Origin of the sequence: Nitrospira sp. KM1 (assembly GCF_011405515.1) — a bacterium.
GTDB lineage: Bacteria > Nitrospirota > Nitrospiria > Nitrospirales > Nitrospiraceae > Nitrospira_C.
Window position 1 is genome coordinate 1,128,466 of the sequence record NZ_AP022671.1, and the last position, 15,224, is coordinate 1,143,689.

The window sequence follows — 15,224 nt, forward strand, 5'->3', positions numbered from 1 at the left end:
TGCAGTAGGAATGGATTATTTCGAAGCTACGAAAAGGAATATGCAGATATGCGGAAGCAGAGTCGGAGATGGGGAAATTGGATACTCTTCAAATCCTTTCAATGATTTTTGTCAGCATATGCGAATATGCGCGGCGGGCTATGTCTGCGGAATAGGCCGATTTAGTAGTGGACAGCGTCGTTGTCGAAGAGAGCAGCGAGTAAATGAGTGTGATGTGGCAGAAACTTAATCTGCTTCATCACCCTCGTGGCCCAGGAACCGTTTCATGAGAGTGGAGAAATGCTGGCGCGGAATGCCGCTACTCTCCGCTGCCTTGGTAATGACACCCCCGTGTTGGGAGAGTTTTGCCTGAAGATACGACTTGGTAAATTCATCGATCGCGAGTTCTTTGGCCTTCATGTACGGAAGAGAGACGAGCGCAGTCCCGTCGATCATGACTGGATGCGCCGGCAACAGCGTTCGAATGCTCTTCCCCGTGATCACGTCTCCGGTCGCATAGATAACCGCCCGCTCCACCACGTTCCGAAGTTCGCGGCCGTTCCCCGGCCAGGAGTATCCCGACAGAGCCTCCACGGCAGACTCGTCAAAATAACAATTCATCCTTCCCAACTTGGCTCTCAGCGTGCTCAGGAGCTTGCGGGCGATGATTGGAATGTCTTCCGGCCGCTCTCTCAACGGTGGGACGGCAATGGAAATCACGGCCAGCCGGTAGTACAGATCCTTCCGAAATGACCCTTCCCGCACCCGCTCCTCGAGATTGCGGTTCGTCGCCGCGATAAAACGCGTGTCGATTCGGCGAACCCGGGTTCCTCCGACCGGACGGACTTCATTGTCCTCTAGCACGCGTAACAGCTTGGATTGGAGAATCAGGGGCAATTCACCGATCTCATCGAAAAATACGGTGCCGTCCTTCGCCAATTCGATCAGCCCCGGTTTGTCAGCAATGGCTCCGGTGAAGGCGCCACGGGTATGGCCGAAGAGTTCACTCTCCATGATGCCTTCTGGAACGGTCGTACAATCGATGACCTGAAACGGCTTCTCCTGTTGGAGACTCTGCTGGTGGATAGCCCTGGCAATCAGTCCTTTCCCTGTTCCCGTTTCACCTGTGATCAAAACCGTGGATTGGCTTTGTCCGGCGATCTCGATACTCCGCTGGACCTGATTGAATGATCGGCTGATTCCTACGAAACTCTTGACGACCGTGTTCCGGCGACCATGTTCTTCATAGATTTCTTGTCGGCGGAGGATCTCCGAAATCCGAATTGCCCGATGGAGCCTTATGCCAAGATCTTCGGCATTCACCGGCTTCAGCACATAGTCGAACGCCCCTCGACGCATCGCTTCGACGGCCTGCGAGACGGTGTTCATTCTCGAAACGACCAATACCGGAAGGTTGGGATCGATCTGTTGAAGTCGACTCACCAGATCCAAACCGTTCATGCCCGGCAGCATCATATCCGTCAGCACAAGATCGACGGACCGCTCCTGAAGCAGGTGTAACGCCCCTTCGGCGTTCGCGCGGACTTCCATTTCAAATTCGCCGCCCAGTGGCTGCAGGTCGGCCTCTTCCAACGCATGCAGCATCAATTCGATGTCCGTGGGATTGTCCTCGACGACCAGGATCGTAAAGGGAACCTTCGCGCGTTTCTTCGAGGCTGCAATGTCGAGGACGTCGTGATGTGTCATCAACGCATCTTAACAGAAGCCTTTGATCGAGCCGTCTACGATCTCCGCGGGATTTTCCCTGGAGGAACCGAAGCCGGCCGCTCCTGCATTATCTTTCAGACAAGGAACCGTAAATCGGACCGCACACCCGTCAAACGTTGCCGCCTCAATCCAGACGCGGCCGCCGTACAGCTCGACAATTCGTTGCACGATCGCCAGCCCAATTCCGCTGCCTGGGGCATTCCCTGGCGCCAATCTGATGAACGGCTTGAACACGTCGCTTCTGCGAGATTCGGGGATGCCGATGCCGCGGTCTCGAACGGTAAAACACGCCATATTCTGGTCTATGCGAGCGGAGATATCGATGACCGGACGCTCTTCCGGACGTGAATATTTCAATGCATTCGATAGAAGGTTGTCGAACACCTGCCGGAGGTAGGCGCCATGGCAAGCCACCAGGGGTAATCCCCTGCCGACCTCGACATTGGCGTGCAGCCGTTCGATTTCTCCGGCATGGGCTTTGAGCACCTCTTCGATCACGAGCGCAGGATCCACAGCGGTGACGGGCCCCTGCCCCGAGCCTACCCGTGCAACAGCCAGGATTCCCTCGACACGTTGGACAATGTCGCTGCCGTTTTCCTGAATCAATCTCAACCACTTGGCCGTACGTTCATCGATGTGTCCGGTAAATTTTTGCGCGAGCAGCCGGGCCAGTTCTTCCATTCTCGCACCGGGACCTTTGAGATCGTGCGCCAGCGTTTCCGCAAGGCTTTCAAGATGTCGTAACCGCGCCAGCAATCCTCGCTGCTTTTCCTGAACCGCATCGTACAGCCGAGCATTCGCAATAGCCAGCGCGGCTTGCTGCGCAAGGCCTTTCGCCAGACGGATGTTCCAGTTGCCCGTCGGTTCATCCCTTCCATTGATGAGCGAGAGCACCCCGAACGGAACACCTTGCGCCATCAGCGGAATGGCCAGCATGGAATCCCCGATGAGATTCCGCCTGACCACGTGAGGACGCCGGTCGGCGCGAAATTGATCGCCGGTCGCCACGTCACCGCTTTCAAATGCCAGGACACATACCGGCAACTCCTCCCAGAGCATCACCGACTTTTTCAAACGGTCATTCCACTCTCCAGAAGCCGCTTCGACGACCCAGCATCCCATTCGCTCGTCCCGGATCAGCACCAGGCAAGAACTCGTGCCGATCAGCTCGACCGCACGATCCAGAATCCGCCGCAAGACGCCGTCCAGTCCGTCGGGTCCAATGGTATTGATGTCCTGCCCGATTGTGATCAGCACTTCCAGTTCGTCCACGTGGGTATGGATTCGTCTGGCCATTTCGAGGTACGCATGGGCAAGCTGCCCAAGCTCGTCCTGCGATGCACGCAATGGAGTAAACAAATCGTCGATCTCGGAGAGAGGAATGTGGTTCCCCATCCTGCCGGTTGCGGCCCTGAGTCGCGAAATCGGATCGGTCAGGGAGCGCGCTAACATCCTTGAGCTGATCCAACCCAGCATCACAACGCCCCCTAACGCGATCCAGAGACCGACGAATGTGCGCTGGGACAATATCTCCGTATCGATGTTGAGCGCGATTCGTTGGCCGTCCAGCCTGTCCTCGATCAATCCGAGGTCCTCGCGGAGCCGGTCGGACAATCTCATTCCCTCTCCCGACCGCACATAGGTTAGGGCCTGGTCGGACCTTCCGCTCTGAATCTGGGCAATCAATTCGTGTTTGGACCGGAGAAACGCCTTGAGCTGCTGCTCGATCCGCAGTATATCGATGGATGAATCCGCCGCCCCGTTCAATCGAAGTCTGGCTTCGGACAGGGCTTTATCAATTTTAGATTCCGCCTCGTGCAGCGGCGTCAAAAATGTCGCATCCTGCGTGATCATGTACCCCCGGAAGCCGCCCTCAATATCGGCGGTCAACCGCCGCAGGTGGTGTACGTGCGCATGGTCAAGGATGATTTCCTGGCGCTGTTGTTGAAGGGATAAGAGTTGATTGACTACGTAGAGATGGATCGTCAATCCAATGAAAAGCGGCACGCAGAGTAGAAGGAGCACCGTCCAGACCTTGTGTTGGATCCGGAGCCCATCCCACCACTGTGCAATGCTTAGAGGCATACGACTCCTGCTAATCTTAAGACAGCGTAGTTAGTAGCATTAAGGAGCGTATCAAGAATGTCAACTACCCGGCCATCGCCGCATTTCCAGCCTGACGTCCTCCCAGAAAACTGGACCAGCGAAAGCTGGAGTGATGAGCTAGTCTTCCAGCGGAAGGAGAGCATGAAAAAGAGCAAGTTTTCGGAGGAGCCGATCACCAAGCAGAGTGATGAACGGTGGACGATGGACGTGACGCCTAGTCTCTGCGGACAAGATGGCTGGGCACATTTGGCCGCCGTGATCGACTGTCATGATCGGAAAGTGATCGGCTATGAGTTCGCACTGCGGAGTCGGGCTCAGGAGGCTGAACGGGCGCTTGAAGCGGCCTGCTTGACTTGGCACGGTTCGGTACCTTGCGGCCGGGGAGCCCCGGTCTTACGAAAGCGGCAACGGCCTGATCACTCAGAGTCGCCGCTTCCGGCAGCGTGTCGAGACTCCCGGTTGCAGCAGGAATTCATCACTCCATGAGGGCACTATATGCCGGTGCAGAAAGGGATCATCGAACGGTTCTATCGGAGTCTGAAGGAGGAGCCTCTGCACCGCACGTTCCAAACGTTTGAGGAGGCACGGCGAGTCATTCGGGATTGGGTGCAGTGGTACAACCACGAGCGGCCGCATCAGACGCTCGGCTATCGGAGCTCTATCCAAGTTCGGGCCCAACAATTAACCGAAGTGGCGTGATTTCAGGGAGCACTACACGACCTTTCGAAGCCTTTCGTCGAATCTCCACCGATTCTCTGTGCTTCTATTTAAGACACTTGGTGGCAGGCAGGCACATCTACTATAGTTAGGGACATGACGATCAAGAGAATGGACCATGTCAGCGTCGTGGTCGACGACCTCACAGCCGCCATCGCCTTCTTCACCAATCTCGGCATGTCACTGGAAGGCGAGAGGCCGGTCGAGGGAGCCTGGGTGGACCGCCTCGTCGGGCTCAAGGGCGTCAAGGTCGACATTGCCATGATGCGAACCCCGGACGGCCACGAGCGGGTCGAGCTGACGAAGTTCTGCAATCCGGAGTCGGTCTGGGCCGAGCCGGCGATCGCTCCGCCGAACACGCTGGGCCTCCGGCAGATCATGTTCGCTGTCGAAGACCTCGACGACACCGTGGCCCGCATGCGTGACCATGGCGCCGAACTCATCGGCGAGGTGGTCCAGTACGAGGACATGTATCGGCTCTGTTACCTGCGAGGCCCGGCGGGCATCATCGTCGCACTGGCCGAAGAACTCTTCTGAAGCGTTCTCCCCTTCCGGCAAAGCGGCGGGGCGCTCCTTCGCCTCCGAATCAGGGTTGGCAACCATCCTTCTTTCTCGCCTGCTTGCGCTGCGGTTTTGTTAGGCACTAACTGACACGCTCAAATTTTCCTTCGTCTTGCTTATAGACCTTCGTCGTGTCGCTCTCCATGAGATTCTTCGATGGATTGTCCCAACGAATGACATAATGGGACGATCCGTCAGGCTCCCAGTGACAGCTGACGACGTGCGCCCTGGCACCGGCAATACCAGGCCACCATTCCTCTTTGAGTCTGATTTGGTCGCCTCGATTAAAGGCGAGATCATCGGAGGACATGCATCATTGTACGAAGGAGCAGGACCTTGCGAAACATCTGATTAGATACGTCGGCTTTTACTGCCGTTTTGGCCGGGGGCTAGACGTTGAGGACGGGCTAACCTGGGGGACGTGAAATCAAAAAAGCGAAGAGAATGTCTTACGGCACCATCGGCTCAAACCGATGTTCGTCACGTTTAGAAATTTTGGAGTGTGTGCCCGGTGAGACATTGGACGACACATGGTCCCAGCGAATTAATGTGTATGGGCTCTGCGGTGCCCAGACGATCGCGAGAACGGTGACTGTCGCTCCCAAGCTGAATCTCGCACTGACGCAAGGCCGGAGGCACATCACCACCAGGCCTTGCGTTCCCTACATCTTTGCTAAATCTTTCTAATAGCGATCACTCGACCATCGGCATCGACTTGAGCCCGCACATAATCACCAGACTGCATATTCCCCAGCACATCCGGTGTAAACCACACCGGAGTTTCCGTGCCATTTCCCTCTCGCAGGACATAATGACCGCGTCCATCCGCTCTTGAAGTAGCATCGGCTCGAATTAATTGGCCATCGAGAGTTCGAGCATTCGCAGCCGCAGGCAGGCGCGTGTTCTTAGGATTGATGCCCGCCGCCTGGGACAACAGGATACGAGCCTCTTGTACATGGTTGGTGGCGTCCATCAATGAATAGCGGGCCGGACACTCGGGATCGTCATACACCATGTTACCGTTGATATCCGCATGGGTCGCGCAATGACTTCTGAGTGTCCTGCCCCTGGTCGCAACCTCATGGGCTTCGGGTCGGAGCGGCATGGCTAATGTCTCTCTCAGCGCCACGATGCCTTCACTTAAGCCGGGAACATTTCCGGCGCGTTGAGCTTCCTTGGCATTGTTCAGAGATAACTCTGTATGGCTGAACATCTCTGCGGCATTGCCCTGGCTGCCGGCGGTCTCCGCCTCACGAGCATGCTTGACCGCTTTTTCGATATAGCGGTCAAAATATGCGCTTTCTCTGGTCAGTGCCACGTTCTCATAACTGCTTCCCATTTCCTGGAGCGGCTGACGACCGCGGGCTGGACAGGAAGGATCATCATAGACGACATTGCCCCTGGAATCCGTATGAGAGCGACAGACGGTCTTTTGCCTGGCATCTTTATGAGGATTACCGGCCATGGGCCGATTCTCGGGCCTACAGTCCGGTGACGCTGTCATGTCGCCCTTCTGGTCCGCGCAGCCGACAACGCGCTCCGAGTCCAACTTATTGTCCCCAGCTCCAGTTGGGTTGATCGGCACAGGACGTTCAGTCACTGCCGGACCGGCGTCCGATGGGTACGTACGGTCGGCCGAGCGTGTCTGCTGTCGCATCGAGCAGGAAGCGCTCATCACTAAAGCGATGGCCAATACGCCTACTGGCACTATGGTCTGAATTCGCAACGACATGTGGTCCTCCAAGGTTTTTCAACTGGCTCTCGTGAATAAATGCAGCCCTTGTTCAAGTGTTCAAGAACATCTTGAAACTCTAAGAGGGGCGGCAACATTGTAAGGAATCAGTGCAAGGGTGGGACCTGATGCAGTATGCCGCAATGAATGACTGTGATCACGCGCACTTATCTATATTTGTGTTTGTGTGTTGCGCCCTTATGGGAAGGACAGAGCGCGCATGCCCTTTAGGATGATCACGCGGAAAACTACAGTGCGGAGTTCACGTCTGAGAGCACATCAGAGGAATTCGTAAACGGGTGCAAAACAGAGCATGATTCGATTCTCCAAGATGCGCGAACTTAAAGAACTAATATTTTCCCTTTAGACTGTTTTCAGGACACAACGTATCTGCCAAGACAGCTTGTCATCGAGATCAGACGGTGCAAGATTTCTTTCGCTCGGTACTCTAGAACATCACTAACATCACTCTGGCGCTTCGTACGCTTACTGCATCACGGCATGATTGTTCACTAGGAACCCGTACCGTCCTACTCACCTCTTTCATACGGCACCAAGATAATAGGCGGCTAGTACAGCCTTACGTAGTTGTCTCCCCTTGAACACAGGATGACAACAGGTCTAGGCTAGCGCTGCCCGACAGTGGGAGATGCTTGCAGTTCACCGGGAAACGGCGGGATGCCATGACCATAGATGACATTTTCGGAATGCTCCTGTTTATCGGCGGGGCTCTCGGAACGATCGTCCTGTTCGTGCTTCTTTATCTGGAGTGGGGATTCAACAACAGGCCCAGCCAGAGACCTCGGCGACGTTCCTTCGTGACCGTCACAGGTGATCACCTCAGGTTTCTGCTCGGAAATAAGCCGTCGCGCTCGAGATGAGCTATTGAGGGTATCAACCGCCGCAGCTACCTTCGCTCAAGGCTAGACACCTTGTCTTATTAGGAGCCACATGTCCCTGACACATGAGGCAATGATATTCAAACGGCGTCCACAATCTGATCGGCACCCGAAGTCTTCGGCACAATGTACACAACTCCGGCATTCCATGGTATTATCCCTGCCTATCGCTCGCCATGTTCGACCCCGCTATCAATAGCTCCTTCGCACTGTGACAGCACGAGACCGGAATCTGACGAGGCAGGCTGCCCGGCATCTCCTGTTCTATGTCTGGATCATCGCACTGCTGTTGCCAGCGGCTGCGACGCCTTGTGACGCATTCGACTGGGTTCCGTCCGACGAGGAGATTCAAAAATACAGAAAGAGCTGGAATCCGTTTTCGGAAGGCCCCCTATTGATTCAGTCCGTCGATATTCATCCGGCAGGCCAGTTGTCCGTTCGGCCGTTTGTCTTCTCTCAAGTGGCTGAAAAAAGTTATGGCAACACACTCTCGCTGCCTTCCGAGGCTAAGGACGGTCCGGTGCATACGTACGCCGTCTCGCCGCTCGTGACCATGACCTATGGACTCTCGAATCACTTCGAACTGGGGGCGGCGACGTCGATGATCGCTTTCTGGTCGAAAGACACGACTTCGGCCAATGCGGGGAACGGCGGCCCGTGGACGACCGACGCGGGTATGGGCGATACCTCGATCATCTTGAAGTACCGGCCGGTGGTTCAGGATCCAGACAGCGCGAGGCCGTCCTTCACGCTCTATCAGCAGCTGATCTTGCCGACAAGCCGATGGACCGGGACGGAGCGCCCGCCGGGTGGTGTGGCGCCGCTCGGACGATTGCCCTCCACGCGGTTCGGCGAGTTAGGATTTACGGAAGGCGCCACATTCAGAAAAAATCTGAAACCATTCCGGCTGAGCGGCGGAGTCTACTACACGTATTCGGCTCCAGGCAGCGACAACAACCAAACGACATACGTTGGAGACGTCATCAATACTCGGTTGGTTTTCGAACACTTTCTCAGTGAGAAACATGGTTTTGCCTACAACCTGGAACTGGCAACGGTCCATACCGGCACGTGGCGACTCGACGGCCATTCAGTCAATCGAGGAGCAGTGAATGGTTCGACTGTCATAGGAATCGAGCCGGCAATCCAATTCAAATTGACCGACTCAATAGTAGGTGCTCTCGGCGTGCTGTTTACCGTCGCCGGGCAAAATGCGGCCGATGCCATTTATCCGAACTTTGCCTTCCAATGGTATTGGAACCAAGGCAAGAAAGTAATCATGCGCTAATGGAGTGCCCTTTCGGACGATGCACGCATTGCGCGTCATAAGAGATGGGGGAAGAATCTACGTCACTGTCACGCCCGGGACCTGGCCGTCGATGATACTTTGGCCGTAACGAATACCCCGCAAGTCGGCCTCTTTCTCCGTAGCGCAAGTCCCCAGTGGGGCGATATGGCGGATAGCGGTTGAACCGCTCTCCATCCAAATCAGAATGATCTTCGGACGCCATTCATCGTTATAGAGGCGGTGGGGAACCGATTTCACCGTGATGTTGTGATAGGTGATTGTTTGCGCCATGACATGCCTTTTCTTGTTTCGGATTTTCCTCTGGAAATGCGTTCTCCGGCCGTCGTTGGTCGTCCGAACTTCAAGGGATGAAAATCAAGGCTCGACAGACTCGATAAGATCAATTATGACCAGTCTGAGCTGATTTCAAGGAGAACGAACTCTAGCAGAGAGTCGCAAACCTGATCAATCGCAGAATGCTTCAAGAATAAATACGTGGTTTCGCGTTACAAGGACGCTCGAATTTTGCGCTAAGTATCTGGAAAAGCTAACGAATCCACGTCTGCGGAGGACCACCGTGGAGGGCTACAATCCTACGACTGCAGGGGTCAAGAAGTTGGTAGTTGGTAATAGAAGACCGGTCGATGCATATTCTTACACCTGTCACATGTCCCGTCTGTTTCTCGAAGACTGTCTGGATAAAACTTCGTGGCGTAGAAGAAATCTTCCTCATAGCCGGTAGATGGGTAAAGCCTGATCAGGTGAGAGCAGGATAAACAATAATGAGCGGTGGTACGCATAAACCCAAAATGGAAAATGACCCTATGCATAATACACCTAATCGGCTCTGGTTGCACTAGGGCATGCACCGGGTAATCCTTAAAGTCATCGAAATTGGTCTTTGATGTCACTTGCCGGCAAGAGGCAAATTCGCCACGCTTTTTTTCACACCCTGCCGGGCTGCTATTGTCTGGCGGGATCCATGACGGAGGAATTCAAATAACATGAGTAGATACGTGACCATCGGCATGATGCTTGGAGTGCTATCGCTTGCCGTCAATCTTGGGTGTGTATCCACTAAGGACCGCGAGCGCCGTGCATTGACCGCCGAGTTCAATAAGGGCCTGGGGCAATACAAAGATCATCGAATCATAGAGGCCGGGCCTCCTGACAATTGCATGGTGAAGCAAACCGGAAGAGGAGAAGTCTGCGAATGGAAGACTACTGACCACTCGGTGCGCTACTACTACGACGCCGGGGGAGTTGCAAGGCAGTGGACCTATAAGGATTCGCAGGTGGGAACCTTAGAGGGAGCTCAGGATCCTTCGGAATCTTCCGATCACACGGGCGAATCGGAGAGTGTCAAACAGTCGATTAAGGACGTCATCGATGACATGCGATTCACACCGGGTTTCAGCGGCCACTAGAAACCATATACCGAAAATCATTTCATGCTCCGGGTCGCGCCACCATTTCTTCAGGCATTGAGTGGCCGGACAGTCTAGCCGCGGCATCCACCGTTGGCACCCTCAGAACGATCGACACACCCGGCAATAAGAACGCATCCAAATATCCCTCCGACAAATTGTCTAATCCGGACTATCTGTCTCCTTATTTTTCAGATTTTTCAGTTTTGAATATCGGTTTACCTAGGGAATCATATGAGACCCGGAGGTATCCTTTTTGCTCACTTCGCCTACGGAAGTGGGAATAATGGCCCCTTAACAGAGGAGGAGCAGCAGCACAATGAACTGGAGACTGATTCTGACAGGAACAGCCGTGACTGCTTTATGTTTCGGCGCTCCGGCAGGGACTACTTTCCTCGCTCATGCACAATCTGGGGCTGCACAATCCGACAAATCACAGCAACCGGGATTGCCGAGATCAGGAGATACAACGAGTCCGTCAGGCATCGACCGCAATACCATCCCGCATGCCGGGCCCAGCGAAAAACATTCGACGCCGGGTAGCGGAGGGAATATGGGAAGCACTGGAACGTCCGGCACCCCGAGCCCCGTTCCCCCGGTTCCAGGGCACGGTGCCCCAATGCCAGGGCACGGCACTCCAGGGTCTCCTGGTGCGGGAAGCCCCTCCATGGGTGGTTCGACTGGTGGCTCGGGTGCCGGCGGTGCAGCGGGAGGAGGCGGCCGGTAAAATCAACAATGCCTCGCGTACGATTTCAGGAAGTTTTCGATGATTCGATGACTCTTGCGTAAGACAACCGGTATTAGATTACTCGGAGCGATGGGCATCTGAAAGGGAGCCGATGATTGAATTTTTCAGCCAGACCGCCGTGCGAAAATTCTTCATGAGCATGGCGCTGCTGCTTTTCCTCACCGGATGTCAATCGTACACCGAAACGTACGGCGGTCAGGAACGCAAGGCAACCTCGCCTACCAAAAAGGAAATCAAGGCCGGCATGACTGCGACCCTATCGCGGGCGGACACTGACATGCAGGCGGTGCTTACGGCCCTGCAGGATCTTGCTCCGAAGCCGATTGAATCACTCTCAGCCGAAGAGGCTAGAAAACAGCCCACACCAGCCGATGCCGTGATGATATTGCTCAGAAAGCGATCCTTAATCGTTCAACCTGAGATTGTCGGCCTGGTCGAAAATCGAACGATTCCCGGTCCTGATGGAGCCAATATTCCCGTCCGAGTGTATACGCCACTGGGGAAGGGGCCGTTTCCCATGATCGTGTACTTCCATGGAGGCGGATGGGTGTTCGCGACCCTCGACACATATGATTCGTCCGCGCGGGCGCTGACGAATGCGGCTGGAGCCGTGGTTCTCTCTGTAGAATATAGAAAGGGGCCGGAGCATAGATTTCCTGCAGCCCATGAAGATGCGTTCGCCGCATATCATTGGGCCCAACAGCATGGTGCCGAAATCCATGGCGATCCCGCTCGTGTGGCAGTGGCTGGAGAAAGCGCAGGCGGGAATCTCGCTGCTGCAGTTCCCATCATGGCTCGAGAACGGAGGGTGCCTCTACCGGTCCATCAGCTATTGATCTATCCCGTCACGAGTCAGGACTTGAATTCCCCCTCTTACCGGGAAAATGCCGATGCCATACCGCTGAACCGCGCCATGATGCCTTGGTTTTTTGAGAAGTATTTGAACACGCCACAGGAGGCTGAGCATCCATGGATTTCCGTTGTCAATGCCAGATCGTTAAAGGAGCTGCCGCCGGCCACCATCCTCACTGCCGATATCGATCCTCTTCGTTCGGACGGAACACGGTATGCAGACCGGCTTCGGGAAGCCGGCGTACCGGTTCTGTACATGAATTACGAAGGTGTGACGCATGAATTCTTCGGCATGGGTGCGGTCGTGCTTCAAGCCAAACGGGCGGTAGAAACAGCAGGCACTGAACTTCGACACGGCTTCGAAACCGGTGCTCCGGCCGTTGGAGTTCCCGCGAACGATTCGAAGTAGCGGACGGCAGGAATGGCAACAGCTAGAATATTCTTTCGTGCCTCTTGTGCTGAAGGAATAGTCTAGATTGGAAGCGAGTCTGCTTAGGCCTTACCCGCTGCTGCCTTGACAGGCAGGGTGCTCGCACGGACAGTGCCCCCCTGGCGGGGGGGCCAGGGCCTGCTCGCATTCATCACTGCAGTACGAACTATTTCCCCGGACCTCGCAGGTGCAAGCCTGATGGCCGCAGTGTTTCGGATAGTCGATCGTGGGCGCAGGTTTTGATTTCATGATGCCGTCACGATGCGCCCCCGAGGCGAGGCATTCAGGGTTTCACCACCAGATGACCACGGCGATTCTGCTGATGGCATGACTCTGAATGCGTGACGCAAAAAGGGCGTTCCTTGCCATAGGATACGACCGTCACACGCTCCGGTTTCACTCCCATTTCCATCAAGTAATTTCGCACCGCCTTGGCGCGCTTTTCGGCAAGCACGAAGTTGTATGTTGAACTGCCTCGCTCGTCACAGTGACCTTCCACTTTGACCTGGGCCAAGCCGTGCGCGCGAAGCCACTCGGCATCGCGATTCAGGATTTCCCGGCCCTCCTCATTGATGGCCCAACTGTCGTAGCCGAAGAATACGTCGCGCATGCCGGCGGCCGTCGTGGCGTTCTGCTCGGCGCGGATTTCATCAAGCTGACGTTTCGCGCGCGAAGGATCGGCCTTCGCCAGAATGGGATAGCCGTCCAGGCGATCCACTCCGTTGGAGGACGCAGAAGACAGATCGTTGGCCGTCGGCGGACGGGACATATTGCCGCCGGATTGCATGGTTTTTCCCGCGCAGGCGGACATCGACAGGGCGACGAACCCAGCTGCGAATAGGCATCCAATGCGAGAAACGGTCTTCATGACTTCCCTCCTTATTCAGTTATGACTTCCGGCGAGGCAAGAGCCGTTTGCGTTCCAGACCCTGAACGTGAACTTCGCAAAGTTCCTGAACGTACTCGCCCAATGTTTTCTGATGCAGAGCGGCCGCTGCTTTGAGTTTGGCCAAGAGCTGACGCGGCATCCCCCTGACAAACAAAACTGCGGCATCATTATCTAGCTTCGCTAGCCTAGCCATCAGTGCTAGCATATACAAGCTTATTGGGTGAGTCAACGCTGTTTGCAATTCTTGAACTGCTCGCACTGTTGTCTCAAGCACACCATGAGCATGCGCTGGCCTCAGCACGTCATTCCGCCAGGCCCATGGATCTCCGGCTCGTGAACTGGTTACCAAATTCTCCCCCCCCGCCTCGCCTAGGATCTACTCGTCAGGCTGCTCTTGCGCAAGGACCGTTCTGAGTTTACCGTGGTGACAGCGTTGACTGGTCGAATTTGAACGGCAAAAACATCCGGTGTTGGGTAAATTTCACTTCCGTCGGGAAGGGGCTGGCAGAAGAAGCGAGCCTTGTATTAGGATCGAGGCATATTCCGCTTTGATTGTCTCAGGGAGACGGTAACGCTACCGTATGATGATCGTGGATGAACAACCGCCGATTCACACTCGCACGGCCGACTCCCAGACGTCCGGCCATAACGCTCGATTGATCCGAGTGCTCATCGTGGACGATCACAAATTGATCCGGGAAGGACTCCGCAGCATTGCCAGTTCGTTCAAAGAGCTTGAAGTCGTCGGCGATGCAGACAGCGGGGAGCGTGCGGTTCAATTGACCCGCGAGTTGAAGCCGGATGTCGTGCTCATGGATATCGGAATGCCTGGTATGAGCGGCATCGAGGCGACCCGCTACATTAAATCGGAATTTCCTCAGATCGCAGTCGTCGGTTTATCCGTGCATGAGGAAATGGAAGTGGTACAGGAGATGGCTGCGGCGGGCATCGAAGGATATCTCGCGAAAGAAAACGCCGCGGATCATTTATATCAGGCCATTCAATCGGCCGTGCGGACGCTTCGGTAACGGCCTTCTCCATCTTTCACGATGGAGACCCGTCTCGGCGACGTCTTCGCCTCTTATCTCACGTTCATTTCCACTCATTCGAACCCAAGCGTTCACGGAACACCTTCACGTTCTCGCCAGGTCCCGCCAGCTTATATTAGACCCGAACGGTCATGCGGTGTTTTGGGAAGATGACGGCACGACCACGCTCCATAGGCCAGTTGCAGAATCTGCATATGATTTTCGATCGACAACTGTTCCTCGATATGCAATCTGGGGTCTTCCTCCAGCAATTTGGCCAGATCTCTGGTGGATTTTTGAAATTCTGTCAATACGTGTTGTAACGGCGTCATCCTCAGCTCCTTCAAATTTAAAGCTTGCCACATGGGTGACGGTCCATGTCAGACACTGAGCAACGAAGATCGCGAGCCTGAAGGAGGAGGGTGAAATACGCCGGACTGCCGAAGATATCGGTACTCCGAGTCTATGGAGAAGACGATCGCCGAACCGTGGACCATGAGAATCAGCGGGCGTTGACCGTCAATGAGCGCAAACGCTTCTTGTATGGATTTACCGAATTCGTCGCCCGAGTCCGCGAGATCTCCGAATGAGATCGACACACCCACGATGAACAATACGATCGCGATGCTCAGCGAGCCGACAATGATCACGGACCATCCCGAGCGAGCGTTCCGAATCGCGCGAGCACTCCAGGCCATGGTACGGTCGAACAACAGCATTGGAGTGTATTGCCAAATAGCTGAGTCTTATTCAAGGCCGCGATGAGCCTGTAGTACAGCCGACGACAAACATTGGCGGGAACCAGGACTCTGAGGTAATGAGGCGATCTTACAGAACCGT

Annotated in this window: 17 protein-coding genes; 10 read left to right on the top strand and 7 right to left on the bottom strand. The window is 55.1% G+C overall.

Going from position 1 to position 15,224, the window contains the following annotated elements; translation table 11 throughout:
- Positions 1-225: 225 nt before the first annotated feature.
- Entirely contained in the window at positions 226-1,686 is a 1,461-nt protein-coding gene (locus W02_RS05170; protein ID WP_173045441.1) for a sigma-54 dependent transcriptional regulator, read from the bottom strand.
- A 9-nt stretch (positions 1,687-1,695) separates the two neighbouring features.
- Positions 1,696-3,792 (bottom strand): ATP-binding protein, encoded by a 2,097-nt coding sequence (locus W02_RS05175; protein WP_173045443.1) that lies wholly within the window; start codon positions 3,790-3,792, stop codon positions 1,696-1,698.
- Positions 3,793-3,954: 162 nt separating this feature from the next.
- Between W02_RS05175 and W02_RS05180 the strand changes: the two genes are divergently transcribed.
- The 3 genes from W02_RS05180 to W02_RS05190 all read left to right on the top strand — a co-directional run bounded on the left by W02_RS05180 (position 3,955) and on the right by W02_RS05190 (position 5,067).
- The gene (locus tag W02_RS05180; protein WP_173045445.1) at positions 3,955-4,299 is read left to right on the top strand and encodes a DDE-type integrase/transposase/recombinase; all 345 of its coding nucleotides are present in this window, start codon (positions 3,955-3,957) and stop codon (positions 4,297-4,299) included.
- A 9-nt stretch (positions 4,300-4,308) separates the two neighbouring features.
- Positions 4,309-4,512 carry an integrase core domain-containing protein gene (locus W02_RS05185; RefSeq protein ID WP_173045447.1) on the top strand — a complete coding sequence of 68 codons (204 nt, stop codon included), beginning with the start codon at positions 4,309-4,311 and terminating at the stop codon, positions 4,510-4,512.
- A 129-nt stretch (positions 4,513-4,641) separates the two neighbouring features.
- Complete coding sequence (locus W02_RS05190) at positions 4,642-5,067, top strand: VOC family protein (RefSeq protein WP_173045449.1); 426 nt, start codon at positions 4,642-4,644, stop codon at positions 5,065-5,067.
- Positions 5,068-5,173: 106 nt separating this feature from the next.
- On the opposite strand, the gene W02_RS05195 is transcribed toward W02_RS05190, so the two are convergent.
- Both W02_RS05195 and W02_RS05200 read right to left on the bottom strand, forming a co-directional pair.
- A complete protein-coding gene (locus W02_RS05195) occupies positions 5,174-5,401 on the bottom strand; it encodes a hypothetical protein (protein WP_173045451.1) in 228 nt (75 codons plus the stop codon).
- Between the two features lie 363 nt (positions 5,402-5,764).
- Positions 5,765-6,823 carry a small metal-binding protein SmbP gene (locus W02_RS05200; RefSeq protein WP_173045453.1) on the bottom strand — a complete coding sequence of 353 codons (1,059 nt, stop codon included), beginning with the start codon at positions 6,821-6,823 and terminating at the stop codon, positions 5,765-5,767.
- Positions 6,824-7,506: 683 nt separating this feature from the next.
- Here W02_RS05200 and W02_RS05205 point away from each other — a divergent pair.
- Both W02_RS05205 and W02_RS05210 read left to right on the top strand, forming a co-directional pair.
- Positions 7,507-7,704, top strand: a complete 198-nt coding sequence (locus W02_RS05205; RefSeq protein ID WP_173045455.1) for a hypothetical protein — start codon at positions 7,507-7,509, stop codon at positions 7,702-7,704.
- A 229-nt stretch (positions 7,705-7,933) separates the two neighbouring features.
- Positions 7,934-9,010: a hypothetical protein gene (locus tag W02_RS05210; RefSeq protein WP_173045458.1), complete on the top strand. Its 1,077-nt coding sequence runs from the start codon at positions 7,934-7,936 to the stop codon at positions 9,008-9,010.
- 57 nt (positions 9,011-9,067) lie between these two features.
- Here the strand turns inward: W02_RS05210 and W02_RS05215 are convergent, their stop codons facing one another.
- Positions 9,068-9,301, bottom strand: a complete 234-nt coding sequence (locus tag W02_RS05215) for a hypothetical protein (RefSeq protein ID WP_173045460.1) — start codon at positions 9,299-9,301, stop codon at positions 9,068-9,070.
- 713 nt (positions 9,302-10,014) lie between these two features.
- On the opposite strand from W02_RS05215, the gene W02_RS05220 reads away from it, so the two are divergent.
- From W02_RS05220 to W02_RS05230, 3 genes are all read left to right on the top strand, one after another.
- Entirely contained in the window at positions 10,015-10,437 is a 423-nt protein-coding gene (locus W02_RS05220) for a hypothetical protein (RefSeq protein ID WP_173045462.1), read from the top strand.
- A gap of 401 nt (positions 10,438-10,838) precedes the next feature.
- Positions 10,839-11,207 carry a hypothetical protein gene (locus tag W02_RS05225; RefSeq protein ID WP_173045464.1) on the top strand — a complete coding sequence of 123 codons (369 nt, stop codon included), beginning with the start codon at positions 10,839-10,841 and terminating at the stop codon, positions 11,205-11,207.
- 69 nt (positions 11,208-11,276) lie between these two features.
- Positions 11,277-12,446, top strand: a complete 1,170-nt coding sequence (locus tag W02_RS05230) for an alpha/beta hydrolase (RefSeq protein WP_197742146.1) — start codon at positions 11,277-11,279, stop codon at positions 12,444-12,446.
- Between the two features lie 304 nt (positions 12,447-12,750).
- On the opposite strand, the gene W02_RS05235 is transcribed toward W02_RS05230, so the two are convergent.
- Positions 12,751-13,335 (bottom strand): OmpA family protein, encoded by a 585-nt coding sequence (locus W02_RS05235; protein ID WP_173045466.1) that lies wholly within the window; start codon positions 13,333-13,335, stop codon positions 12,751-12,753.
- 602 nt (positions 13,336-13,937) lie between these two features.
- Between W02_RS05235 and W02_RS05240 the strand changes: the two genes are divergently transcribed.
- Positions 13,938-14,384 (top strand): response regulator transcription factor, encoded by a 447-nt coding sequence (locus W02_RS05240; protein ID WP_173045468.1) that lies wholly within the window; start codon positions 13,938-13,940, stop codon positions 14,382-14,384.
- A gap of 131 nt (positions 14,385-14,515) precedes the next feature.
- On the opposite strand, the gene W02_RS05245 is transcribed toward W02_RS05240, so the two are convergent.
- On the bottom strand, positions 14,516-14,716 hold the full coding sequence (locus tag W02_RS05245) for a hypothetical protein (RefSeq protein ID WP_173045470.1): 201 nt from the start codon (positions 14,714-14,716) through the stop codon (positions 14,516-14,518).
- A gap of 90 nt (positions 14,717-14,806) precedes the next feature.
- Between W02_RS05245 and W02_RS05250 the strand changes: the two genes are divergently transcribed.
- Positions 14,807-14,974, top strand: a complete 168-nt coding sequence (locus W02_RS05250; RefSeq protein ID WP_173045472.1) for a hypothetical protein — start codon at positions 14,807-14,809, stop codon at positions 14,972-14,974.
- The last annotated feature ends 250 nt before the right edge of the window (positions 14,975-15,224 follow it).